The sequence below is a fragment of the Streptomyces sp. NBC_00080 genome, from assembly GCF_045041255.1.
In the GTDB taxonomy this organism is placed as follows: Bacteria; Actinomycetota; Actinomycetes; order Streptomycetales; family Streptomycetaceae; genus Streptomyces; species Streptomyces coriariae.
In genome coordinates this window covers 4580764-4601814 of the sequence record NZ_CP108235.1, presented here as the reverse complement: position 1 = coordinate 4601814, position 21051 = coordinate 4580764, and the positions used below count along the sequence as shown (strand labels likewise).

Annotated in this window: 25 protein-coding genes; 14 read left to right on the top strand and 11 right to left on the bottom strand. The window is 71.7% G+C overall.

What is annotated here, in order from left to right:
- The first annotated feature begins 31 nt into the window (after positions 1–31).
- From OHU34_RS20570 to OHU34_RS20560, 3 genes are all read left to right on the top strand, one after another.
- The gene (locus OHU34_RS20570) at positions 32–373 is read left to right on the top strand and encodes a VOC family protein (protein WP_142265287.1); all 342 of its coding nucleotides are present in this window, start codon (positions 32–34) and stop codon (positions 371–373) included.
- 139 nt (positions 374–512) lie between these two features.
- Entirely contained in the window at positions 513–866 is a 354-nt protein-coding gene (locus OHU34_RS20565) for a hypothetical protein (RefSeq protein WP_020133237.1), read from the top strand.
- Between the two features lie 92 nt (positions 867–958).
- A complete protein-coding gene (locus OHU34_RS20560; protein WP_142265289.1) occupies positions 959–1171 on the top strand; it encodes a DUF4287 domain-containing protein in 213 nt (70 codons plus the stop codon).
- A gap of 24 nt (positions 1172–1195) precedes the next feature.
- Here OHU34_RS20560 and OHU34_RS20555 read toward each other — a convergent pair whose 3' ends face one another.
- A complete protein-coding gene (locus OHU34_RS20555; RefSeq protein WP_142265290.1) occupies positions 1196–2704 on the bottom strand; it encodes a DEAD/DEAH box helicase in 1509 nt (502 codons plus the stop codon).
- A gap of 131 nt (positions 2705–2835) precedes the next feature.
- Complete coding sequence (locus OHU34_RS20550; protein ID WP_020133270.1) at positions 2836–3039, bottom strand: cold-shock protein; 204 nt, start codon at positions 3037–3039, stop codon at positions 2836–2838.
- 341 nt (positions 3040–3380) lie between these two features.
- Between OHU34_RS20550 and OHU34_RS20545 the strand changes: the two genes are divergently transcribed.
- A complete protein-coding gene (locus tag OHU34_RS20545) occupies positions 3381–3704 on the top strand; it encodes an SCO0607 family lipoprotein (protein WP_405767716.1) in 324 nt (107 codons plus the stop codon).
- Positions 3705–3726: 22 nt separating this feature from the next.
- On the top strand, positions 3727–4089 hold the full coding sequence (locus OHU34_RS20540) for a DUF952 domain-containing protein (protein ID WP_142267962.1): 363 nt from the start codon (positions 3727–3729) through the stop codon (positions 4087–4089).
- A 177-nt stretch (positions 4090–4266) separates the two neighbouring features.
- On the opposite strand, the gene OHU34_RS20535 is transcribed toward OHU34_RS20540, so the two are convergent.
- Both OHU34_RS20535 and OHU34_RS20530 read right to left on the bottom strand, forming a co-directional pair.
- Complete coding sequence (locus OHU34_RS20535; RefSeq protein WP_405767714.1) at positions 4267–4722, bottom strand: tellurite resistance TerB family protein; 456 nt, start codon at positions 4720–4722, stop codon at positions 4267–4269.
- A 432-nt stretch (positions 4723–5154) separates the two neighbouring features.
- The gene (locus tag OHU34_RS20530) at positions 5155–6081 is read right to left on the bottom strand and encodes a hypothetical protein (RefSeq protein WP_405767712.1); all 927 of its coding nucleotides are present in this window, start codon (positions 6079–6081) and stop codon (positions 5155–5157) included.
- 262 nt (positions 6082–6343) lie between these two features.
- On the opposite strand from OHU34_RS20530, the gene OHU34_RS20525 reads away from it, so the two are divergent.
- On the top strand, positions 6344–7927 hold the full coding sequence (locus OHU34_RS20525; protein WP_142265292.1) for a carbohydrate-binding protein: 1584 nt from the start codon (positions 6344–6346) through the stop codon (positions 7925–7927).
- Positions 7928–8034: 107 nt separating this feature from the next.
- On the opposite strand, the gene OHU34_RS20520 is transcribed toward OHU34_RS20525, so the two are convergent.
- Complete coding sequence (locus OHU34_RS20520; protein WP_142265293.1) at positions 8035–8499, bottom strand: pyridoxamine 5'-phosphate oxidase family protein; 465 nt, start codon at positions 8497–8499, stop codon at positions 8035–8037.
- Positions 8500–8649: 150 nt separating this feature from the next.
- On the opposite strand from OHU34_RS20520, the gene OHU34_RS20515 reads away from it, so the two are divergent.
- Complete coding sequence (locus OHU34_RS20515) at positions 8650–9195, top strand: hypothetical protein (RefSeq protein WP_142265294.1); 546 nt, start codon at positions 8650–8652, stop codon at positions 9193–9195.
- A gap of 50 nt (positions 9196–9245) precedes the next feature.
- Here OHU34_RS20515 and OHU34_RS20510 read toward each other — a convergent pair whose 3' ends face one another.
- Positions 9246–9905, bottom strand: coding sequence for a TetR/AcrR family transcriptional regulator (locus tag OHU34_RS20510; RefSeq protein ID WP_142265295.1), 660 nt, complete (start codon positions 9903–9905; stop codon positions 9246–9248).
- 174 nt (positions 9906–10079) lie between these two features.
- On the opposite strand from OHU34_RS20510, the gene OHU34_RS20505 reads away from it, so the two are divergent.
- The 4 genes from OHU34_RS20505 (at position 10080) to OHU34_RS20490 (ending at position 13811) form a co-directional block, all read left to right on the top strand.
- Entirely contained in the window at positions 10080–11111 is a 1032-nt protein-coding gene (locus OHU34_RS20505; RefSeq protein WP_142265296.1) for a medium chain dehydrogenase/reductase family protein, read from the top strand.
- A 138-nt stretch (positions 11112–11249) separates the two neighbouring features.
- The gene (locus tag OHU34_RS20500; protein WP_230195161.1) at positions 11250–11903 is read left to right on the top strand and encodes an SRPBCC family protein; all 654 of its coding nucleotides are present in this window, start codon (positions 11250–11252) and stop codon (positions 11901–11903) included.
- 118 nt (positions 11904–12021) lie between these two features.
- On the top strand, positions 12022–12705 hold the full coding sequence (locus OHU34_RS20495) for an RNA polymerase sigma factor (RefSeq protein ID WP_142265298.1): 684 nt from the start codon (positions 12022–12024) through the stop codon (positions 12703–12705).
- Entirely contained in the window at positions 12702–13811 is a 1110-nt protein-coding gene (locus OHU34_RS20490; RefSeq protein ID WP_230195160.1) for a CU044_5270 family protein, read from the top strand. The genes OHU34_RS20495 and OHU34_RS20490 overlap by 4 nt, the downstream gene beginning before the upstream one ends.
- 12 nt (positions 13812–13823) lie before the next feature.
- On the opposite strand, the gene OHU34_RS20485 is transcribed toward OHU34_RS20490, so the two are convergent.
- Positions 13824–14279, bottom strand: a complete 456-nt coding sequence (locus OHU34_RS20485; RefSeq protein ID WP_142265300.1) for a DUF5707 domain-containing protein — start codon at positions 14277–14279, stop codon at positions 13824–13826.
- Positions 14280–14537: 258 nt separating this feature from the next.
- Between OHU34_RS20485 and OHU34_RS20480 the strand changes: the two genes are divergently transcribed.
- The 3 genes from OHU34_RS20480 (at position 14538) to OHU34_RS20470 (ending at position 18074) form a co-directional block, all read left to right on the top strand.
- Complete coding sequence (locus OHU34_RS20480; protein ID WP_405767708.1) at positions 14538–16961, top strand: histidine kinase; 2424 nt, start codon at positions 14538–14540, stop codon at positions 16959–16961.
- On the top strand, positions 16958–17641 hold the full coding sequence (locus OHU34_RS20475; protein ID WP_142265302.1) for a response regulator transcription factor: 684 nt from the start codon (positions 16958–16960) through the stop codon (positions 17639–17641). The genes OHU34_RS20480 and OHU34_RS20475 overlap by 4 nt, the downstream gene beginning before the upstream one ends.
- Before the next feature lie 82 nt (positions 17642–17723).
- Complete coding sequence (locus OHU34_RS20470; protein ID WP_372481726.1) at positions 17724–18074, top strand: SCO4225 family membrane protein; 351 nt, start codon at positions 17724–17726, stop codon at positions 18072–18074.
- A 2-nt stretch (positions 18075–18076) separates the two neighbouring features.
- Here OHU34_RS20470 and OHU34_RS20465 read toward each other — a convergent pair whose 3' ends face one another.
- From OHU34_RS20465 to OHU34_RS20450, 4 genes are all read right to left on the bottom strand, one after another.
- Positions 18077–18415, bottom strand: coding sequence for a MerR family transcriptional regulator (locus OHU34_RS20465; RefSeq protein ID WP_028807394.1), 339 nt, complete (start codon positions 18413–18415; stop codon positions 18077–18079).
- 466 nt (positions 18416–18881) lie between these two features.
- Entirely contained in the window at positions 18882–19193 is a 312-nt protein-coding gene (locus OHU34_RS20460; protein ID WP_142265303.1) for an SCO5918 family protein, read from the bottom strand.
- A gap of 6 nt (positions 19194–19199) precedes the next feature.
- The gene (locus OHU34_RS20455; RefSeq protein ID WP_230195157.1) at positions 19200–19412 is read right to left on the bottom strand and encodes a CBS domain-containing protein; all 213 of its coding nucleotides are present in this window, start codon (positions 19410–19412) and stop codon (positions 19200–19202) included.
- A gap of 130 nt (positions 19413–19542) precedes the next feature.
- A complete protein-coding gene (locus OHU34_RS20450) occupies positions 19543–21030 on the bottom strand; it encodes a DEAD/DEAH box helicase (RefSeq protein ID WP_142265305.1) in 1488 nt (495 codons plus the stop codon).
- Between the last annotated feature and the right edge of the window lie 21 nt (positions 21031–21051).

Genomic DNA, 21051 nt, shown 5'->3' with positions numbered 1-21051 from the left:
CGTCGCGCGCCGCCGGACCTACGATGAGGGGATGGCCGTCGACCTCTTCGCAGGCATCCCCGTCAACGACTACGCAGCGGCCCTCGCCTGGTACGAGCGGCTGCTCGGCGCCCCGCCGGCGTTCTTCCCGAACGACACGGAGGCCGTCTGGGAGCTCGCCGAACACCGCTACCTGTACATCGAGCACCGCCCGGGCCACGAGGGCCACGCCCTGAACACCCTCTTCGTCGACGACCTCGACACCCGGGTCGCCGCCATCACCGGCCGCGGTCTGACGCCGACCCGCCGCGAGACCTACTCCAACGGCGTGCGCAAGGTCACCTTCCACGACCCGGACGGCAACGAGATCGGCTTCGGCGGCGCCCCCGCCTGACCGTCCGACGCCCCGGCCGGCGCGCGAAGCGCCGGTTCAGGGCCCGGTTCCCGGTGCGCCGGGCCGCTGTGACAGGCCTGTGACCGGAGGAGTGGCTTCCGCCACAGCCCGCCCGGCCCCGCCCTGGTGGGGTGACCGGATGCGTACCGCACTCTCCGTACTGCGCGGCTGTCTGCCGCCGCTCCTGGTACACCTGCTGATCGGCCTGCCGACGGCCGTCGTCCTGCTGTGCGCGCGCTGGTACCTCAGCCACGGGCACTGCACCTACGAGGACCTCGGCCTCCGCGACCTGGACCACTGCACGTACGACCAGATCGAGGACGGCGGTTTCGTGCGGATCACGCTCGTCCTGTTCGCGGTGTTCGTCGCGCTGCTGCTCGTCCTCTTCGACGGTCTGCGCCCCCTGCGGACGGGCCGCCCGCTCAAGCCCCGGCTGCTGACCCTGCCCGCGATCCTGCTGCCCTACGCCGTGTACGCCGCCGCCGGCGGGTGAGCGCGGGCCGGCCACGCGACCGCCGGAGGCAGGTGACGCGGATCACTTCCCCCGCGCCGATCACTTCTCCCGCCCGCGCCGGTCGTACGGACATGACTGAAGCTGTGAAGGGCCCCGCGAGTTACTTCCCGTCGATCGAGAAGAAGTACGGACGTCCGATCGCCGAGTGGAAGACCCTGATCCGGGCCTCGCCGCTCACCCGGCACATGGAACTCGTCGCCTGGCTGAAGACCGAGCACGGGCTGGGGCACGGCCACGCCAACGCGCTGGTCGCGCACACGCTGGCGGAGGACACCGGCGGGTGAGCCCCCGCCGGCCCCGGCCCGGCCTCAGCGGCCGTTCGCGGCGTTGCCGTTGCCCTTGGCGGGGGAGCGGCGACGGCCCTGGGAGGTGGGTCGTCCGCCCTGGGAGGTGGGACGGCCGTTGCCCTGGGCCGCGGGGCGGCCACGGCGCGAGCGCGCGGTGGACGCCGAGCGCGCGGGACGTTCCTCGGTGACCGCCGGAGCGAGGACGACGGGCACGCCGGAGGGCGCCTGCGCGCCGGTGATACGGCTCAGCTCGGTCTCGCCCGAGCGGACCCGGGTGGTCTGCGGGGTGATGCCGGCGTCGGCCATCAGCCGCGTCATCTCACGGCGCTGATGGGGCAGGACCAGCGTGACGACGGTGCCGGACTCGCCGGCGCGTGCCGTACGGCCGCCGCGGTGCAGGTAGTCCTTGTGGTCGGCGGGCGGGTCGACGTTGACGACCAGGTCGAGGTTGTCGACGTGGATGCCGCGGGCCGCGACGTTGGTCGCCACCAGCACCGTGACGTGGCCGTCCTTGAACTGGGCCAGGGTCCGGGTCCGCTGGTTCTGGGACTTGCCGCCGTGCAGGGACGCGGCGCGCACCCCGACCGCCAGCAGCTTCTTCGCCAGCCGGTCCGCCGCGTGCTTGGTGTCCAGGAACATGATCACGCGTCCGTCGCGGGCGGCGATCTCCGTCGTCGTGGCGTGCTTGTCCTCGTCCTCCACGTGCAGCACGTGGTGCTCCATCGTGGTGACGGCGCCGGCCGAGGGGTCGACCGAGTGGACGACGGGGTCGTGCAGGTAGTTCCGGACCAGCCGGTCGACGTTGCGGTCCAGGGTGGCGGAGAACAGCATCCGCTGGCCGTCGGGAAGCACCTGATCGAGCAGCTGCGTCACCTGCGGCATGAAGCCCATGTCGGCCATCTGGTCGGCCTCGTCGAGGACGGTGATGGCGACCCGGTCCAGCCGGCAGTCGCCCCGGTCGATGAGGTCCTTGAGGCGGCCGGGCGTGGCCACGACGACCTCGGCGCCGCCGCGCAGGGCGCTCGCCTGCCGGCCGATCGACAGACCGCCGACCACCGTGGCGAGCCGCAGCCGCAGCGCGCGGGCGTAGGGGGTGAGGGCGTCGGTGACCTGCTGGGCCAGTTCCCGGGTGGGGACGAGGACCAGGGCCAGCGGCTGCCGGGGCTCGGCCCGCTGTCCGGCCGTACGGGCCAGCAGCGCGAGCCCGAAGGCGAGGGTCTTGCCGGAACCCGTGCGGCCACGGCCCAGGACGTCCCGGCCGGCCAGCGAGTTCGGCAGCGTCGCGGCCTGGATCGGGAACGGGGTGGTCACACCCTCGGCGCCGAGGGCGGTCAGCAGCCGCTCGGGCATGTCGAGGTCGGCGAACGACTCGACGGCCGGCAGTCCCGGGGTGAGGGTCACGGGCAGCGCGAATTCACCGCCGGACGCGGCGGGACGACTCCCGCGTCCACTCCGCCCGGGCTTGGCCGAACGGGACGGGGCACCCTGGCGCCGGTCCGTACGGGAGCGGACGGAGCTGTTGCGGTTCATCCGATACCTTCCTCGAAAGGGCAAAATGCCATGGGTCGGGGCCCGCACTCAGGAGTGCGGGCCCCGACCACGTAGTCCGCGTGATGCGCAGCCGATCGCGTCAGCGTCAGCGTCAGGCGGCGTCAGGCGGTTCAGGCGGGCTGGATGTTCTCCGCCTGCGGGCCCTTCTGGCCCTGAGTGACGTCGAAGGTAACCTTCTGGCCTTCCTGAAGCTCACGGAAGCCGGACGTGGCGATGTTCGAGTAGTGGGCGAACACGTCAGCGCCGCCACCGTCCTGCTCGATGAAGCCGAAGCCCTTTTCCGAGTTGAACCACTTCACGGTGCCAGATGCCATGTTGAATCTCCCTATGGGGCAATGCCCGGACTCCGCACCTTGCGGACCCGGGTGCGGCAGGATCGGGAAAGCCCCACAAACAAAAAGAGTGCCCGTCGACGGAAGGTCGAAGAGCACTCAAAAGCCTCTGGTAACCGAAACTGCCACTTTTATCACGGTAGCACAGGTCCGGATGAGGGGCCGGGGACCGGGAGAGCGCCACCGGGACGTGTTGAGGACGTCGTCCCAGGCATATGAGTACCCGTACTCAAGAGGAACACTCCCGCCGCTCGGCAGGCTGATCGCACACCTGGTACGGCCGTCGAGCCGGCCGGCCGTCGAGCCGTGCAGAGGAGCCGACCGTGCGCAGGACCAGGACCAGGACCAGGAGCCGAGTGGGAGTGGGCCGCGCCCTGGCCGGTGCGGCCGTGGTGGCCGTCGCGACGCTGACCGGCTGCTCCTTCCGGATCGAGGAGGCGAGCTGCGGCGGCGGCGAGTACCCGGTGCTGGCGGTGAACAGCGGCGGCAGCGATTGTGTGCCGGACGGCGAGGAGCCGGCGCAGGGCTGGGCCCGTTATCCGGAGGGCAAGGTCCCCGAGAAGGTCGGCGACAAGTGGGACACCTACTGGAGCACCCACACCCTCGACGAGAACGGCGAGATCATCGAGCTCCCCGAGGGCGGATGAACGCCCGCTGTATAACGGGATGATGATTTATCACGTCGTACCGCTCGACGACTGGAGCACCGCCCCCGAGCGGCCCTACGCGCCGGCCTCCCTCGCGGAGGACGGGTTCGTCCACTGCTCGCCCGACGAGGCGAGCACGCTCGCCGTCGTCAACGCGTTCTACCGGACCGGTCCCCGGCCGCTGCTGGCGCTCGTGCTCGACGAGAAGCGGCTCACCGCGATCTGCGCATGGGAGGCGGCCGCGCCCGCTCCGCCGCCCGGGGTCGCCGAAGGCACCCTGTTCCCGCACGTGTTCGGGCCGATCGACCGGGAGGCGGTGACCCGCGTCATGGAGGTCCGATGGGACGAGAACGGCCTGGCGACCGGCCTGACGGCCAGGGACTGACGGGGCGTCGGATGACGGGCTTCAGCTGACGGGCGTCTGCGCCGAGGCCCCGGCGGCGCTCGGAGGGTGGTGGGGGAAGGCCGTAGGGGTTCTCCCGCACCACCCTCCGGCGGCCCGGCCGAGCGGCGCGGCTTCACCTTGCCGAGCGCGGCGGCGCCGACGGGGGCGAGGGCGCGCTCAGAGGTCGAACTCGTGCGGCGGCAGGTCGAGGGTGAAGCACGCCTCCCGTACGACGGCCTGCTCGGTCTTGTCGAAGTCGCCGTCGGCGCCGCCGATCACGATGCCGATCTGGATGACGGCCCGTGCCTCGGCCGGCTTCTTCTTCGCCTTGGCGATCTCCTGGAGAACGCTGACCTTGCCGAAGTCGAAGTCGGTGGTCAGCTTGTTGAGGTTGTCGTCGAAGCGCCGCTGGAGATCCGCGGCGTCGAAGTTCTGCAGCACCTCGTTGGAGGCGATCAGCTGCGCCACCCGGCGCCGCTCCGCGGGGTCGATGGTGCCGTCCGCCGCCGCGACCAGGGCACACATCGCCATGCTCGCGTCGCGGAAGGCGCCGCTCTTGAGGTCGTTCTTCTTCGACACGAGCTGGGTCTGCATCGTCGACGCGGACTCCTTGATGCGGTCCCACAGGGCCATGAGAACTCCAGAAGGTCGGGGCGGAGTAAGTGACTGCACAAGATCTACAGCAACGTAGAAACTCACAGCCGCCCCGATAAGTTCCCCCGGCCTCCTCGGCCCCCTCAGGCCCCGTTCCCAAAAGGGCGTGTTGCGGACGCGGGCGGCCTCCACGGGGCGCCGGAACACCGGGAGGAGACCCGCCGGGTCGTACGACCGCACGGCGGGTGGAAGGAATCAGTGACCCGGTGTCGACAACACACAGCCGGGCGTCGGCACAGGTCGGTGACCAGGCGTCGCACCAGGGGCTCGTGAATCACGGGGCCCGTTTCCACCGGCGCCGGGTCCCGCTACCAAGAGGCGTCCTGCTTCCTGGAACGGGACCCGTCGCGCGTGCGGCCCCGGTGGGCCCGGCGCACGTCCGTGAACTGGGGCCGAGCAGCCCCGGCCCCATCAGCCGAGGCAGATCAGGCCCAGCAGACAGACGTCCGAAGGCGAGGTCCCCGCGGGGGCGGTGCTCGTCGAGGAGGACGACGAGGAGTTCGACGAAGACGACGAAGACGAAGATGACGACGACGAAGTCGAGGAGTTCGAGGCGGAGTTCGAGTTCGAGGTCGACGACTCCGTGCCGTCGGTCGAAGTGGAGGCGGACGACTGCTGACCGCTCGCGCCACTGGCGCCGTTCGTGCCGTTCGTGCCGCTCGTGTCCGTGATGCCGGTCGTGCCGGTGGGAGCGGTGGCCGTTCCGTCGGCGGCCGAGTTTCCGGTCCGCTGCCGGGGGGCGGACGGCACCGTGGCGGGGGAGGAGGCCAGCGAGTCCGGGTGGGTGTTCGTCGACGACCGCGGGGTGCTGGGTGAGGGCGAGGTCCGGTGCGCGCCGGAGCGGCTCACCGTCGGCAGGGTGTGCTCCAGGGTCGGTTCCTCGCCGCCCGCCGTGGTCGGGGTCTCCGGCACGGTGGCCGCCTGTGCCTGGTCGCCGGTCTGGCGGTCCAGCGCGGCGAAGGTCAGACCGCCTCCGACGAGGGCGACGGCCGTCGCGACCACGGCTCGACGCTGGTTCTTCTTCCAGCGGGCCAGCTGCCGCCGACGGGCCGCCCGCCCCTGCCGTGCGTAGGGAACGGCCGTCGCGGACGGCACGCTCTCGGAGTCGGACGCCGGGGTGTCCGACGCCGGGGTGTCCGTGTACGTCGTCGACGGAGGTGTGACTCTCGTAGACGTCGGATCCGGCATCGGGGCCGATATCCGTGTCGTCATCGCGACCCGGGCCGGGGCGATGCCGCGGTCGACCGTGACCGGCGCGATGTCCGGAGCGTAGGCGCCGCATCCAGGGCACACCAGGGCGCCGTTGAGATGCCGACGACACGTGGAGCAGTAGTCCATCTGCGGTCTTCCTACGCGGGGGTCCGATGGCCGGCAACGCTAACGAGTCGTTCGAAAGACTGTGTGCAGTCTGTGTGACGCTCCTGCACGGATCCCTTGAGGAGATCGAGCGCACACGAGCACACGCCACACTTCCGTCCACAGATGTGAACGAAGAACAGGTACGCGTCTCTTGACGCGCTCACGCCACGCCCCTAACTTCCGGGAGAAAGCGCTTTCTGGTCCGGCCGACCCGCACTCGTTCCGTTCCTGGAGATGAATCATGCAGCTGAGATCCGTCATGGCCTGCGTCAGCCTGGTGGCAGGAGCGCTCGTCGCGCTGTCCGGCACCACGGCCCAGGCGGCCACCACCACCCGCTACGAGGCGGAGACCTCCCCGGCGGTCTGCGCCGGCACCATCGACTCCGACTGGACCGGCTACTCCGGCAGCGGATTCTGCAACGGCACCAACGCGACCAGCGGATACGCCCAGTTCACCGTGAACGCGGCCACGGCCGGCACGGCGACCCTGAACGTCCGCTTCGCCAACGGCGGCGGCACGGCGCGCCCGGCCTCCCTGGTCGTCAACGGCACGGCCGTGCAGACGCCGTCCTTCGAGGCCACCGCCGCCTGGTCGACCTGGGTCACCAAGACGCTCACGGTGTCCCTCAACGCGGGCAGCAACACCGTCCGGCTCACCCCGACCACCGCGGCCGGCCTGCCCAACGTCGACTACCTGGAGGCGACGACCGCCGACAGCACCACACCCCCGGCCGGCGGCGCGCTCTACGTCTCACCGAGCGGCACGGACAGCGCGGCCGGCACCCAGTCGGCCCCGACCACCCTCACCTCGGCGATCAGCCGGGTCACCGCGGGCGGCACGATCTACCTGCGCGGCGGGACGTACGCCCAGTCGTCGACGGTCACCGTCCCGGCGACCAGCAGCGGCACGGCGAGCGCGCTGACCACCCTGTCCGCCTACCCGGGTGAGACGCCGGTCCTCAACTTCTCGGCACAGAGCGAGAGTTCGTCGAACCGCGGGCTCCAGCTGTTCGGCTCGTACTGGCATGTCTACGGCGTCGTCGTCGAACACGCCGGTGACAACGGGATCTACGTCGGCGGCAGCCACAACGTCATCGAGCGCACCGTCACCCGCTTCAACCACGACACCGGGCTCCAGCTCGGCCGGATCGCCTCCAGCACGCCCGCCGCGCAGTGGCCGTCCGACAACCTGATCCTCTCCGCCGAGTCGCACGACAACGCCGACTCCGACGGCGAGGACGCCGACGGCTTCGCCGCGAAGCTCACCACCGGAACCGGCAACGTCTTCCGGTACGCCGTCTCGCACCACAACATCGACGACGGCTGGGACCTCTACACCAAGACCGACACCGGAGCCATCGGCCCGGTGACCGTCGAGGACTCCCTCTCCTACGGCAACGGCACCCTCTCCGACGGCACCGTGAACACCAACGGCGACCGCAACGGCTACAAGCTCGGCGGCGACGACATCGCCGTCAACCACGTCGTCCGGCGCAGCATCGCCTACCGCAACGGCCATCACGGGTTCACGTACAACAGCAACCCGGGCTCCATGGCCGTGTCGAACAACCTGAGCGTCGACAACGCCGAGCGCAACTACTCCTGGGACGCGGGGACCTCGGTGTTCCGCACCAACACGTCCTGCCGGTACAACGTCAGCGGCTCGAACGACAAGACGGTCGGTGACGCCGACAGCACCAACCAGTTCTGGACCGGCACCAACGGCTCCCGGTGCGCCTCCTCCTACGGCGGCGCCCTCGCCTGGTCCTTCGCCTCGAACGGCCAGCTGGTGGTGACGCTGGGCGGCACGAAGGTGACGCTGTAACAAGCGGCCGGCCGACACGGGTGCGAGGGGCCTCCTCGCACCCGTACGCGGTGTTCTCCAGCCGTCTCCAGCCGTCTCCCGCCGTCTCCCGCCGTGTCGGGTCGTGCCTAGCCGTCGATGTCGAGCGCCGTCCCGTACAGTCGGTCCACCTTCAGCCGGACGACCACCCGGCGTTCGGCGACCTGCTGCTCCAGGAACGCGTCCTCGTCCACGCCCTCGGGTCGCGCGTCCGCCGGGATCATCCCGAGCAGCTCCCGTCCGACCGCGTCACCGGGGACGGCCGTGACCCCGGAGACCTCGGCCTCGCCCTCGGCGACGGCGAACGACCACACGTCGTCGCCCGATACGTGCAGGGCGGCATGCGGGTCGCGGCGCAGGTGCTGGAGCTTGACGCGGTCGGCCGTCGTCGAGAACCGCACGATCCGGGCGTCGGCGTCCCAGCTGTAGAGCATCGTGGTCAGGTGCGGGTGCCCGGTACGCCGGACGGTGGCGAGCGTGCCGAACCGCTGTCGCCCGAGCAACTCGGAGAGCGCTTCGTCGGACAGCGTGCGAGGTGCGGGACCTTGAGTCATGACGTGATCAACTCCCTTGGACCCAAGGGTATTTCACTCCACTCCCATTTCACGGGAATTGACCTCCGTAAGCAGTCTGTCGGCCGGTCGAGGGCGCCGCGGGTCCCGCAAGTAGGGTTCCTGAGTACCTACGTGATCGGCGGGGGCGGTATGTCGGGACAGTTGTTCACCTTGATCGGTGTGCTGGTCGGCGCGGCGGCCTCGTACGTCGGCGGGGCCTTGATGGAACGGGCACGATGGCGGCGCCAGCTCTCGACGAGGTGGGACGAGCGCCGTCTGGACTGCTATCTCCGCTATGCCGACGCCGTGAAGAGGTTCACGTCACTGGCGGGCCGGCTGGCGGCGGGGAAGGGTCTTTTCCAACTCCCTCAGCCACTGGCCGAGGAAGCCGGCCTGGAGCTGATGGCGGAGGCCGAACTGGAGCGCGGCTACGCCTTCGAGGCCGTCCTCCTCATGGGAGACGCGGAAACCATCTCCGCGGCCCGGGCGCTGCAGCGCCACGCCTGGGTACTGGAACAGTTCGTCCGCGACATGCGCCCTGGCACACCGGACGACTGGACGAGGGCGTTCCGTGAGTTCCAGGAGAAGCGCGACGAGTTCTACGTAGCCGCCCGCGACAGCCTGGGCGTGCATGCGAAGTTCCGGCTGCGCTCGGAGGATCCGGCCCTCCGTGCCACCGATCCCCGCCATATGTAGACGATCCTCGGCCACGGGTTCGCCGAGGAGGTCGGCCTCGCGGGCGCTCCTCAGTTCGCCGACGTGCCGGTCAAGGTGTCGAGTTCGGCTGTGAAGAGCAGGGTGGGGTCGAAGCCCATTCCGTTGAAGTGGCCTGCCAGTTCGAGGGACAGGACGCCGTGCAGGCGGGTCCAGCAGGTCAGGGCCCGGTGGAGGGCGGCGGGTGGGGCGGGGTGGCCGGTCGTCCACTGGTCGCCGAGGCCTTCGAGGTGGGCGGCGAGCGGGGGCGGCGGGCCGTCGGCGGGCAGGTCGGCGCAGGCGTCGAGCAGGGCCGTCATGATCTCGGACGCGATCGTGGTGACGTCGTCGGGCGCGTGGTAGCCCGGGACGGGCGTGCCGTAGACGAGGAAGTACCGCTGGGGATCGTCCAGGGCCCAGTCGCGCAGCGTGTGTGCCAGTCCGGTCAGGCCGCCGCCCGCGGCCGAGGCGGTGCGGAAGGCGTCGGCGAGGCTTCGGTACGCGTCCCGGACGAGCTCGGTGATCAGCTCGTCGCGTCCGGCGAAGTACCGGTACAGCGCGGGCCCGCTCATCCCCATCTGCTTGGCGATCGCGTTGAGGGAGAGCGCGGACGCCCCCGCCGTGGCGATCTGTTCCCAAGCGCGCTCCTTGATCTCCGCCTGTACCTGGGCGCGATAGCGCTCGCGCGGGGTCGTCGTACCCGTCTCCGCCATGGCCTGCCGCCTCTCCGCTCTCACGGTCTCAAGGTCCCGAGCTCGGACGCACACTCGCGTCTATAGCTTCAAGAATTAGTTAGAGGCTATCACGGAGGTTATTGACACTCCCCTTCGATCTGCGTTACAACTTCTAACGAACGCAAGCAGAGGTAACGCTCACTGGAGGCTGTCATGAACGCCGAGGGACTCGTCGAGGTCGTCCTGCCGGGCAAGGTCGAGCCGGAAGGGCTGCGGATCCGGCACGGAGCCGTCCCCACCCCGGGCCCCGGGCAGGTGCTGATCCGGATGGAGGCGACCGGAGTCTCCTTCGCCGAGCAGCAGATGCGCCGCGGCCGCTACTACGACCAGCCGCCGTTCCCCTTCGTCCCCGGCTACGACCTGGTCGGCACGGTGCTGACGACCGGCGACGGCGTCGAGCCCGGCCTGGCCGGCATCCGGGTGGCCGCCCTGCTCAAGGTCGGCGGCTGGGCCAGCCATGTCCTCGTCGACGCCGCCGACGTGGTGCCGGTGCCCGCCGGGATCGACGCGGCGGAGGCGGAGACCCTGGTGGTCAACGGCATCACCGCCTGGCAGATGCTGCACCGAAAGGCACGGGTCCGCGCCGGCGGCACCATCGTCGTGCACGGTGCCAACGGTGGCGTCGGCTCGGTCCTGGTCCAGCTGGCCCGGGCCGCCGGCATGCGGGTGATCGGCACGGCGTCCACCCGCCACCACGACGCCCTGCGGCAACAGGGAGTCACCCCCGTCGACTACCGCGCCGCCCACCTGGCCGCGCGGATCCGCGAACTCGCGCCCGGTGGCGTGGACGCCGTCTTCGACCACGTCGGCGGGCGGGGCATCGCCGACTCCTGGCGCCTCCTCGCCCCCGGCGGCACGCTCGTCTCGTACGGCACCGCATCCACCCGGGACGACGAGGGGTCCAAGCAGTGGCCCGTGCTGAAGCTGCTCGGCCGACTGTGGGTGTGGAACGCGCTGCCCAACCGCCGCCGCGCCTACTTCTTCAACGTCTGGGCCGGCCGCGCCCTGGCCAAGAACCGCTTCCGGGCCCGGCTGCGGACCGACCTCACCGAGGTGTTCGCCGCCCTCCAGCGCGGTGACGTGACACCCCGGATCGCGGCCCGGCTCCCGCTCACCGACGTAGCCGACGCTCTCCGGCTGGCCGAGTCCGGAACGGTCGCGGGCAAGGTCGTCCTCCACCCGTGAGCTGGGGCCCTCGCACCCGCACCCGCACCCCCACACCGCACCCCGTACTCCTCGCCCGTCGCCCGTCGCCCGTCGCCTCGCGCCGACCCGCCAGCCTGCTCACCGGCCCAACGGGCCTTCAGACCAAGGGGAATCCCCATGCCCGGCACCAGGAACAGGACGCTGACGTCCGCCCTCCCGCTCGCACTCGCCGTCGTCGGCACCCTCGCCACCGCCATCCCCGCCGCCCAGGCCGCGCCCGACCGGGCCGCGCCCGACCGGGCCGGCGCCCACCACAGCCGTCCGTCCCACTGCCGAGGGCAGGGCGTGGACGCCTCCGCCCGTATCCGCTACCGATCCGACGTGGTGATCAAGGCGCCGCTGAGCACCGTCTGGAAGCTCCAGACCGACGTCGAACGCTGGCCGTCCTGGCAGCAGCCCGTGCTCACCGCCGAACGCCTCGACCCCGGCCGGCTCGGCAAGGGCTCGCGGTTCCGCTGGACCACCCCGGCGCCCGCCACCCCCACCACCCCCGCCACCACCCTCGAGATCACCTCCACCGTCCGGCAACTCCAGCGGGGGGCCTGCGTCCTGTGGAGCGGACCCGCGGTCGGCCAGGGCCTGCGTATCGACGAGGGCGTTCACCTGTGGACCTTCACCGAGGTCAAGGGCGGCGTCCGCGTCCACACCGAGGAGACCTGGACCGGCGCCCAGGTCGAAGCCGACGTCCCCACCGCGACCGCGGCACTCGGCGCGGGCCTCGAAGCCTGGCTCCACGACCTGAAGACCACCGCCGAGCACCGCCGGAAGTGACGGCGCCCGCGTGCGAACCTCTACGCCGGGGTCCGGTACCAGCCGGTGGGGCGAGTGTGGCGCAGGTCACGGGAAGTCGGTGTCGTGTGCCGGACAGCTCAGTGAGGTGAGCACTCATATGCGTACCCGGGTACGGGCCGGGGAGTCGAGCGCGTTCGCGGAGTTGTTCGACGACTACGCCCGCGCCGTCTACAACCATGCCTTCCGGCTGACCGCCGACTGGTCGACGGCCGAGGACGTGATGGCCGCTACCTTCATGGAGGCGTGGCGGCTGCGCGACCGGGTCGATCCCGAGGGCGGCTCCCTGCGGCCCTGGCTGCTGGGCATCGCCACCAACACCGCCCGCAACCAGTACCGCAGCAACCGGCGGTACCGGGCGGCGGCCGGCGCCGCCGCGGCCGCCGAACTGTCCGTGCCCGACCACGCCGACGAGGTCGCCGACCGGATCGACGACCGGCGGCGGCTCGCGACGGCCCTCACCGCCCTGGCCGGTCTGCGCAGACCGGAGCGCGAGGTCGTGGCGCTCTGTCTGGGGGAGGGGCTGGACTACGAGGCCGCGGCCGAAGCCCTGGGAATCCCGGTCGGCACCGTCGCCTCCCGTCTCTCCCGGGCCCGGAAGAAACTGCGCGCGCTCGCCGCGGACGAACCGGTCCGCCGCCCGGCCTTCCGCCCGGCGCCCGACCGGACTTCCGACCGGACTTCCGAGAAAGTTCGCGGAAATCGGGAAGGCGGCCGCACCGGTCGACAGACAAGAGGCGATCACACCAACGTGGTCCGGCCCGCGCAGGGAGGAAACCGATGAACGCGAACACGTCCCGGCAGAGTCCGGCCGAGGGGGAGGAGAGCGCACAGCTCTTCACCCGGACGGCGCGTGACCTGCCGTCGGGTCGTCACCAGTTCCACAAGGAGCGTCTGATGGCCCAGATCCACGAAGCGCGACAGGAAGAGCGACAGGAAGAGCGCACGACGGCCGGCGTCCCGGGCCGGATCCGGCGGCTGCGGCTGCCGCGCCCGGCGATCACGCTGCCCGTGCTGGCCGCCGCACTGGCCGGAGTGGTCGTCGCCGGAGTGGTGCGGACCGGGGGCGACGGCGTCAGGGACGGCGGTGTCGCCACCGGACCGGCCCTGACCACGACCGTCGGCGTCGCCACCACCAAGGGCCTGCCCCAACTGCTCGACCAGATCTCGCTGGCGGCCGCCGAGGACGACCACCCGGTGGTCAAGCCCGGTCAGTACGTCTACATCGAGTCCAAGTCGGCCGACACCTTCCTGAAGACCGTCGACGACAAGACCAGCCTGGCCAGTCACCAGCTGCACACCCGTCAGCTGTGGGAGTCCCCGGACGGCACCAAGGGCTGGCTCATCGACCCCGCCGTCAACGACAGCCCCGAGGGCGAGACCCTGAGCCTCCCCGACGAGCTGGGCAACACCCCGAAGGCGCACCTGGGCGCCCCGTCGTACGACTACCTGACCAAGCTGACCACCAACCCCGACGAGCTGCTCGCCAAGATCTACAAGGAGACCGAGGGCCAGGGGAACACCCCGGACCAGCAGGCCTTCACCACCATCGGAGATCTGCTCTCCGAGAGCTACCCGCCGGCGGAGCTGTACTCGGCGCTGTTCAAGGCCGCCGCGAAGATCCCCGGTGTCGTGGTCGTGAACGACGCGGTGGACGCGGTCGGCCGGCACGGGGTGGCGGTGGCCCGGCTGGACGAGGCCAGCGGCCAGCGCGAGGAGTGGATCTTCGACACGAAGTCCCACGTCTTCCTCGGTGAGCGCTCGGTCCAGGTGAAGCGGCTCAGCGGGACGGACGCCCTGATCAAGCCCGGCACGGTCACCTACACCAGCGCCATCCTGAACCGGGCGATCGTCGACGGCATCAAGCAGACGCCGTCCCAGGCCGGCTGAGCCGGTACGCGGTCAGCCGGTGACGTCGAAGACGGCGGCACGGGACACGAACGCCGTGCCCCCGTCCTCGGCGGTCGCCAGCGCCGAGACGTGCCAACTGCCCCGGGGCAGCTCGGCCGCCTCCGCCTGGGTGACCTTCAGCGTGTAGGTGCAGCGCGCCTTCTCCGCCGAAACGCTCCGGCACACGGCGCTGTCCACGTCGTCCTTGCGCAGGTCGTCCTCGGTCGGGTCGAGCTTCGAACCGACGGGCCAGGCAACGACCTTGAGGCTCCGGACGCCGGAGTCGTCGCTCACGTCCGCGGTGAAGGTGAGGGTGCCCGCACGGCCGTCGACGGGGGCGACATAGCGGGCCGAGCCGTTCGCCACGGTCGGCTCGGTGGCGCCGTAGGCCATGGCGAGACCACCGGCGGCCACTCCGCCGAGGACGACGACACCGACGATCGACGAGACGAGAACGCGCTTGGACATGGGAGATCCCCCTGGATTCGCTGGATGGGCTTGATGCACTGAACTCGTTGAACTCGTTGAACTCGGTGCGGAGAAGCGGTGGTCGACCGCTTTCTCGATGGGATCGAGGCTAGGTCCGGGGGCCGGGGGCTGTCCTCGCGCTGCGGGACGATTGCGGTGTCGAACCGCAGGTAGAGGAACTGCAACCCAGGTAAGAGAACGAAATCCGCCTTCAGCCGGAGGGGGACCCGCTCACCTGCGGCCTAGCCTGGACCGGCCATGAACCGAACCGACGACCGGCTGCTCCCGGTCCTGCTGATCTGCGCCCAGACCGCCGTGTGGCCGGGCGCCGAGCTGGTGCGCGGGGCCGTGCCGCCCGCGTCCGCCCTGCTCGTGGCGGCTCTGGTGGCCGGACCGGTGACGGCCGCGCTCGCCCTGCGCCGCGCCCGCCCGGTGACGGCCCTCGTCGTGGTCGCCGCGGCCTGCGCGCTGGGTGCGGGGCCGCTGCCCACCGGGGCGATGGCGGTACTCGGGACCGCGGGGGTCGCGCTGGCCCTGTTCACCGTGGCGACCGAACGCGACACCTTCACCACCGTGTTGTGCGCGACGGCGCTCGCCGCCTGGCAACTGCTGCAGAACATCAGCCTGCACGGGATCGGTGACCGCGACGGACTCGACCTCGTCCTGACCGCGATGCTGTACGCGGCCGCGTGCGGCGCCGGACTGCTGGTGCGGCGGACCCGACGCGCCCGCCGGGCCGCCGAACGGACCCTGAAGCGGGCCGAGGCCGAACGGCACCGGCTCCCGGAGGTCGAACGGCGGCGCATGGAACGGGAGTTGCACGACGTCAGCGCCCATCATCTGACGGCCGTCGTGGTCACGGCGGGAGCGGCCCTCGGGCTGCGTGACCGTCGTCCCGAACTCGCCGACCAGGCATTGGAGTTCGCGGCCGAGACCGGCCGGGAGGTCACCCGGGCGCTCGGCGCGGTGCGGGCGCCGACTCCCTCCCGGGAGGAACTGCCGTCGCCGGAGGAACGGTTGCGGGCCCTGGTCGAGGGGTTCCGCCGGCTGGACCAGCCGGTGGACTGCGAGATCGACGCCCTGCCGGACGGCGTGGTCGCGGACGCGGTGTACGGCATCGTGCGCGAGGCGCTGACCAACGTGGCACGGCACGCACCCGGCGCGCACACGACCGTGCGGTGCCGGTACGGCGACACCCGCACGGAGGTCGTGGTCACGAGCGCGGCACCGACGGCCGGTTCGGCGGCGCACGGGGCGGACCTGGGCGGCGGCCGCGGCCAGGGCTTCCTGCGGTCCCGGGCCCGGGAGGCGGGCGGCAGCCTGACCAGCGGCCCGACGGCGGACGGTGGCTGGGAGGTACGTGCCGTGCTGCCCGGCCGGACCGCCGCCCCGACGGAACGGCCGGTGCCGCGGAACTACCGCGTGGCGCAGCTGACGGCCGCCGCCGGCCTCGTCCTCCAGCCCCTGCTTCCCGTCCTGGTCGTGCACGCGCAGCCCACGTCGACCGGGACCCAGGTGTCCGCCGGCGTGTTCTTCGCCCTGCTGGCGGCGGCGCAGGCGGTCGCGCTGCTGTGGCTGCGCCGGGCGCCCCGCACCGCCCAGGGCGTTCTGCTCGGGCTGGCCCCCCTCTGGCCGGTGGCGATGGCCGCGGGCGACTACACAGGCCCGGTCGTCCTGCCCCCGGTGCTGAGCCTCCTCGCCACCTGCGCGGCGATCGCGGCGGACGCGTCGCGTACGGCGGCGCGGGAGCCGGTCCCGGCTGTGAACGCGTCCGGTGCGGCAGCCGTCCCGCCTGCCGCGGCCCGGTCCGGACCGGGCGGGTTCGCCGTGGCCGGTGGGTTGTTCGCCGCTGGAGGGTGTCGTGCGGCGGCCCGGTCCTGGTTGCTTCCGGCGTCGGCCGTGGTCGTGCACGCGGCGGCCGCGGTGGTCGCCGTTGTGGACCGGGGGACGACGGTCCCCCTGTGGGCGGTGGTCGGGTGGGCGCTGTCCGGGGCGTCCCTGGCGGTCGGTGCGGCCCGTCGGGGCGGGACCCTGCGGGCGCGGCGCGACCTGGCCGCCCGCGGCACCCGGGACGAACGCCTCGCCGCCTGGACCGAGGAGGCCGTCCGGGACGCGTGGGCCGAACGCCGTCGGATCGCCGCCGGTCTGGAGACCACCGTGCTGGCGCGTACCGCCGACATGGTCACCGAGGCGGAGGCGGGCCGGCTCGACGTGAGCGCCGAGCGCGCCCGCGAGGCCCTGGCCGCGATGCGCGCCCTGCTCGACACGGTCCGTCAGGGGCGGACGGAGCCCGAACTGCGGCCGCAGCCCACCCTCCAGGCGCTCGACCTGCTCGCCCGCCAGTGCCGGGCCACCGGCCGCGACGTCGAGATACGGTTGACCGACCGGGTGCCGGAGCGGCTGCCCACGGCGGTCGACCTGGCCGCCTACCATGCCGCCGAGACGGTGCTGGCGGCCGGCGGCGAGGAGCCCGCGGTGCTCGAACTCGACGCGGACGGCGTTACGTTGACTCTCACGGCCACCGGTGTGCCGCGCGCCGCCCGCCCCGCCGTACGGGAGCGGCTGGCAGCACGGGTCGCGGCGCTCGGCGGCACCCTCACCACCGGCCGGCCGGACACGGTCGGTCTCCGGCTGCCACTCGCGCCGGTTCCACAGCAGGGCGACGAGGAGAGGGAGCGATGAGCCTCAGGGTGCTGGTCGTCGACGACCAGGGCATCGTGCGGGCGGGCTTCGCCGCCGTGATCGACGCCGAGGAGGACCTGACGGTCGTCGGTGAGGCCGCCGACGGCGTCGCCGCGGTGCGTCTCGCCGAGGAGCTGGCGCCGGACGTGGTCGTCATGGACGTCCGGATGCCCGAACTGGACGGCATCGCCGCCACCCGGATCATCACCGGCCGGGAGGACGCGCCCCGGGTCCTGGTGCTGACCACCTTCGACCTCGACGCGTACGTCTTCGACGCGCTGCGCGCCGGCGCGTCCGGTTTCCTGCTCAAGGACGTGCACCCCGCCGAACTGCTGCACGGCATCCGGGTGGTGGCGGCCGGTGAGAGCGTGCTCGCCCCCTCCGCCACCCGCCGTCTCATCGGCCACTACGCGTCCGGAGCGGGCCCGGGGCAGCCGACGGGAGGCGGCTCCCGCGAGCTGGACAGCCTGACCGCCCGCGAACGGTACGTCCTGACGCTGATCGCGACGGGGCTCACCAACGCGGAGGTCGCCGAGGAGCTCGGGATCACCGTGGGCACGGTCAAATCCCATGTGAACGCGCTGCTGCGCAAGCTGGGTCTGCGCGACCGCGTACAGGCGACGATCCTCGCGTACGACCTCGGCCTCGCCCGTCCGAACCCACCCGGCAGTCACCTCTGACGGCACTCCAACGGGCCCCGACGCCCGCCCGTCCGACGCCCCCGACCACCGCGACGATCACCGCAACCGAGGAGTCCACACCGTGACCGGTACCGGTTCCGGCCGAACCTACCCCCGACGTCCGTTCCACCGGCTGTTGCACCGCGTGGGCCAGGCCCTCGGCGATGTCTTCGCCCTGGTCTACCTGGCGCTCTGCGCGGGCCTGCTGGTGTGGGCGATCGTGGTGAGCGCCGTCGACACCTCGGACGAGTCCATGGCGGGTGTCATCCCCCTGCTCGCCACCGCTCCGGCCTGCTTCGTGCTCATCTTGCTGCCGGACGGCATCGCGATGTTCGTCCTCGCCGTCGTCTTCGGCGCGCTGGTCAACGCCACGGTCATCGGCTGGTGCGCCCGCGCTCTGCGCCGGGGCGAGCGCCCGGACCCGACGCCCTGAGATCAGCTGGAGCTGTCGGACGTGTCGTTCGCGGCGCGGCGGTACTCGGCGTTGATGCGCTGAGCCTCCTCGAGCTGGTCCTCGAGGATCACGATGCGGCACGCGGCCTCGATCGGGGTGCCCTTGTCGACGAGCTCGCGGGCGCGGGCGGCGACCCGGAGCTGGTAGCGGGAGTAGCGGCGGTGTCCGCCCTCCGAGCGGAGCGGCGTGATCAGCCGGGCCTCGCCGATGGCGCGGAGGAAGCCCGGAGTGGTGCCGAGCATCTCTGCGGCCCGGCCCATCGTGTACGCGGGATAGTCGTCGTCTTCCAGACGACCACCGAGCGGGGTATCTGCTGTCATTTCACCTCGTTGAGCAACGCGTCGAGGGGCCCTGGTGCCGTACGGCACCAGGGCCCCGAGGGAAATTCAACACCATCGGTCGGCTGTACTGCTGTGCCGACCTTCTGTTTTCGCTACCCGGGCCCGTCATACGGGCGGGGGCGCGTGGATCGCGGCTGCGTGACCGGGGACCACCTTCCAATCCATGGCCTTGCGGTACCCGGACCCGGAAGCTTCCTCGGGCCGGGCGATCCTGATGGCGTATGCGTTTCCGTCCTTCCTTTGAACCGACCAGTGCCTGGTCGTGCGTACGCAAGAAACGTTACCCAAGCGGCATGCCAATGTCTACTCTGGCGAGAGTAGATTTCAGATCGCCGGGGGCGCAGATACCTCTCCCGCTCCCCCAACGCGGTGAGGGCCCCGCCGACGTGTGTCGGCGGGGCCCTCACTGCGTTTGTTCTGGGGTGCTTCCGGGTTTTTCGGCCCGTCAGTCCTGCCATGTCCCGGGCGCGCCGAGCAACGCCGAGGCGCTCTGGAGCGGCGTCAGGACCTGTACGGGTTCGGCGGGGTGGTCGTGGCAGGTGAAGCCGAGGCGGACCATGGCCCGGACGACCTCGCCGCTGGTGAAATCGCGGCGGTCCTGGCGGGTGATGATCTCCCCCACCTGCTTGACGGGGTAGCGGCGGCGGCCGATGGTCACGGACTCACCCGTGATGGGCTCGGCCGGGACGCCCTTCATCGAGTCCATGACGCCGTCCTTGGTGAGGTCGAACGGGTACCGGGCGATGACGCAGCGCATGTTGCCTCACAGAGAGAAGGAGCAGGGCCTCGAAGAGAGCCGGACCGGAGTGTCGAGCACGTCCCGCAGGCGGAGCCGGTCCGTGTACGTCGCCCCGGCGCGCAGCACGGCCAGCTGGGCGCGGGTGACCGAGCCCGTGCACTGGTCGTCGCCGTCGCAGAGGATCAGCCGATCGACCTGGGCACCGGCCATGACGGACAGGGCCACCTCGACGGTCATGTCGTCACGGACCCGCGGTCCGGAATCGTCGTGCTGTCGCCGCGTCCGCACCGGGTGCGTCTGGACCGATGTCACTGGTGCCTCCTGCTGAGATGGGGGAGCCTTCCGGCCGTGTGAACCGGGTCCGGCATCAGGCCGCCGGGTTGACGGCGGGCCGGTTCCGGCTCGGCCGCCCGCGGCGGCCCCGGGACGAGGAGGACCGGGACGAGGAGGAAGGCGAGGAGGACGAAGACGACGACGAGCGGCGACGGGGCGTGGCCGCGACCGGCGCGGTGATGACGACCGGGACACCGGAGGGCGTCCGGGCACCGGTGACGCGGTTGAGCTCTGCCTCACCCGAGCGGACCTGGGTGATCTGCGGGGTGATGCCGGCCGAGACCATCAGCCGGCTCATGCCGCGCCGCTGGTCGGGGGTCACCAGGGTGACGACGCTGCCGGACTCGCCGGCCCGAGCCGTACGGCCGCCGCGGTGCAGGTAGTCCTTGGGGTCGCTCGGCGGATCCACGTTGACGACCAGGTCGAGGTTGTCGACGTGGATGCCGCGGGCCGCGACGTTGGTCGCCACCAGCACCGTGACGTGGCCGTCCTTGAACTGGGCCAGGGTCCGGGTGCGCTGCGGCTGGGAACGGCCGCCGTGCAGGGCCGCGGCGCGGACGCCGTTGTGCAGGAGGTGCTTGGTCAGCTGGTCGACCGCGTGCTTGGTGTCCAGGAACATGATCACCCGGCCGTCCCGTGCCGCGATCTCGGTGGTCGCCTGCTGCTTGTCCGTGCCGTGCACGTGGAGGACGTGGTGTTCCATCGTGGTGACGGCGCCCGCGACCGGGTCGACCGAGTGGACCACCGGGTCGACCAGGTAGCGGCGGACCAGCAGGTCCACGTTGCGGTCCAGGGTGGCCGAGAAGAGCATCCGCTGGCCGTCGGACCGCACCTGGTCGAGCAGCGCGGTGACCTGGGGCATGAAGCCCATGTCGGCCATCTGGTCGGCCTCGTCGAGGACGGTGATGTCGACGGCGTCCAGTCGGCAGGCGCCCCGGTCGATCAGGTCCTTGAGCCGGCCGGGCGTGGCCACGACGACCTCCGCGCCGTTGCGCAGCGCGCCGGCCTGCCGGCCGATCGACATCCCGCCGACCACGGTGGCCATGCGCAGCCCCACGGAGCGGGCGTACGGCGAGAGCGCGTCGGTGACCTGCTGGGCGAGTTCGCGGGTCGGTACGAGGACCAGCGCGAGCGGCTGTCGGGGTTCGGCGCGTCGGCCCGCCGTACGGGCGAGCAGCGCGAGACCGAAGGCGAGGGTCTTGCCGGAGCCGGTGCGGCCGCGGCCGAGTACGTCGCGGCCCGCGAGCGAGTTCGGCAGGGTCGCGGCCTGGATCGGGAACGGTATGGCGACGCCCTGGTGACCCAGCGCGGCCAGCAGCCCCTCCGGCATGGCCAGGTCGGCGAACGACTCGACGGCGGGCAGCGCCGGAGTGATCGTCTTCGGCGGCGCGAACTCGCCCTGGGGCGAGATCCGTCGACGTCCGCCGTCGTTGCCGCGGCGGGGAGCGCCGGAGCGGTCGGGCCGGGAGCGGTGATCGGCGAAGCGATCGTTCCTGCGGGTGTGCGTGCGTGCGTAGTTCATGGGACCTTCCTTGATGCGTCG

Bases quoted from the DNA above. Each gene is read 5' to 3' on its own strand.
- OHU34_RS20525 (WP_142265292.1), top strand. From the start codon at position 6,344: ATGCAGCTGAGATCCGTCATGGCCTGCGTCAGCCTGGTGGCAGGAGCG.
- OHU34_RS20475 (WP_142265302.1), top strand. From the start codon at position 16,958: ATGAGCCTCAGGGTGCTGGTCGTCGACGACCAGGGCATCGTGCGGGCG.
- OHU34_RS20555 (WP_142265290.1), bottom strand. From the start codon at position 2,704: ATGAACCGCAACAGCTCCGTCCGCTCCCGTACGGACCGGCGCCAGGGT.
- OHU34_RS20520 (WP_142265293.1), bottom strand. From the start codon at position 8,499: ATGACTCAAGGTCCCGCACCTCGCACGCTGTCCGACGAAGCGCTCTCC.
- OHU34_RS20500 (WP_230195161.1), top strand. From the start codon at position 11,250: ATGCCCGGCACCAGGAACAGGACGCTGACGTCCGCCCTCCCGCTCGCA.
- OHU34_RS20490 (WP_230195160.1), top strand. From the start codon at position 12,702: ATGAACGCGAACACGTCCCGGCAGAGTCCGGCCGAGGGGGAGGAGAGC.
- OHU34_RS20460 (WP_142265303.1), bottom strand. From the start codon at position 19,193: ATGCGCTGCGTCATCGCCCGGTACCCGTTCGACCTCACCAAGGACGGC.
- OHU34_RS20565 (WP_020133237.1), top strand. From the start codon at position 513: ATGCGTACCGCACTCTCCGTACTGCGCGGCTGTCTGCCGCCGCTCCTG.
- OHU34_RS20530 (WP_405767712.1), bottom strand. From the start codon at position 6,081: ATGGACTACTGCTCCACGTGTCGTCGGCATCTCAACGGCGCCCTGGTG.
- OHU34_RS20540 (WP_142267962.1), top strand. From the start codon at position 3,727: ATGATTTATCACGTCGTACCGCTCGACGACTGGAGCACCGCCCCCGAG.
- OHU34_RS20455 (WP_230195157.1), bottom strand. From the start codon at position 19,412: ATGACCGTCGAGGTGGCCCTGTCCGTCATGGCCGGTGCCCAGGTCGAT.
- OHU34_RS20550 (WP_020133270.1), bottom strand. From the start codon at position 3,039: ATGGCATCTGGCACCGTGAAGTGGTTCAACTCGGAAAAGGGCTTCGGC.
- OHU34_RS20535 (WP_405767714.1), bottom strand. From the start codon at position 4,722: ATGGCCCTGTGGGACCGCATCAAGGAGTCCGCGTCGACGATGCAGACC.
- OHU34_RS20485 (WP_142265300.1), bottom strand. From the start codon at position 14,279: ATGTCCAAGCGCGTTCTCGTCTCGTCGATCGTCGGTGTCGTCGTCCTC.
- OHU34_RS20505 (WP_142265296.1), top strand. From the start codon at position 10,080: ATGAACGCCGAGGGACTCGTCGAGGTCGTCCTGCCGGGCAAGGTCGAG.
- OHU34_RS20450 (WP_142265305.1), bottom strand. From the start codon at position 21,030: ATGAACTACGCACGCACGCACACCCGCAGGAACGATCGCTTCGCCGAT.
- OHU34_RS20480 (WP_405767708.1), top strand. From the start codon at position 14,538: ATGAACCGAACCGACGACCGGCTGCTCCCGGTCCTGCTGATCTGCGCC.
- OHU34_RS20465 (WP_028807394.1), bottom strand. From the start codon at position 18,415: ATGACAGCAGATACCCCGCTCGGTGGTCGTCTGGAAGACGACGACTAT.
- OHU34_RS20560 (WP_142265289.1), top strand. From the start codon at position 959: ATGACTGAAGCTGTGAAGGGCCCCGCGAGTTACTTCCCGTCGATCGAG.
- OHU34_RS20510 (WP_142265295.1), bottom strand. From the start codon at position 9,905: ATGGCGGAGACGGGTACGACGACCCCGCGCGAGCGCTATCGCGCCCAG.
- OHU34_RS20495 (WP_142265298.1), top strand. From the start codon at position 12,022: ATGCGTACCCGGGTACGGGCCGGGGAGTCGAGCGCGTTCGCGGAGTTG.
- OHU34_RS20570 (WP_142265287.1), top strand. From the start codon at position 32: ATGGCCGTCGACCTCTTCGCAGGCATCCCCGTCAACGACTACGCAGCG.
- OHU34_RS20515 (WP_142265294.1), top strand. From the start codon at position 8,650: ATGTCGGGACAGTTGTTCACCTTGATCGGTGTGCTGGTCGGCGCGGCG.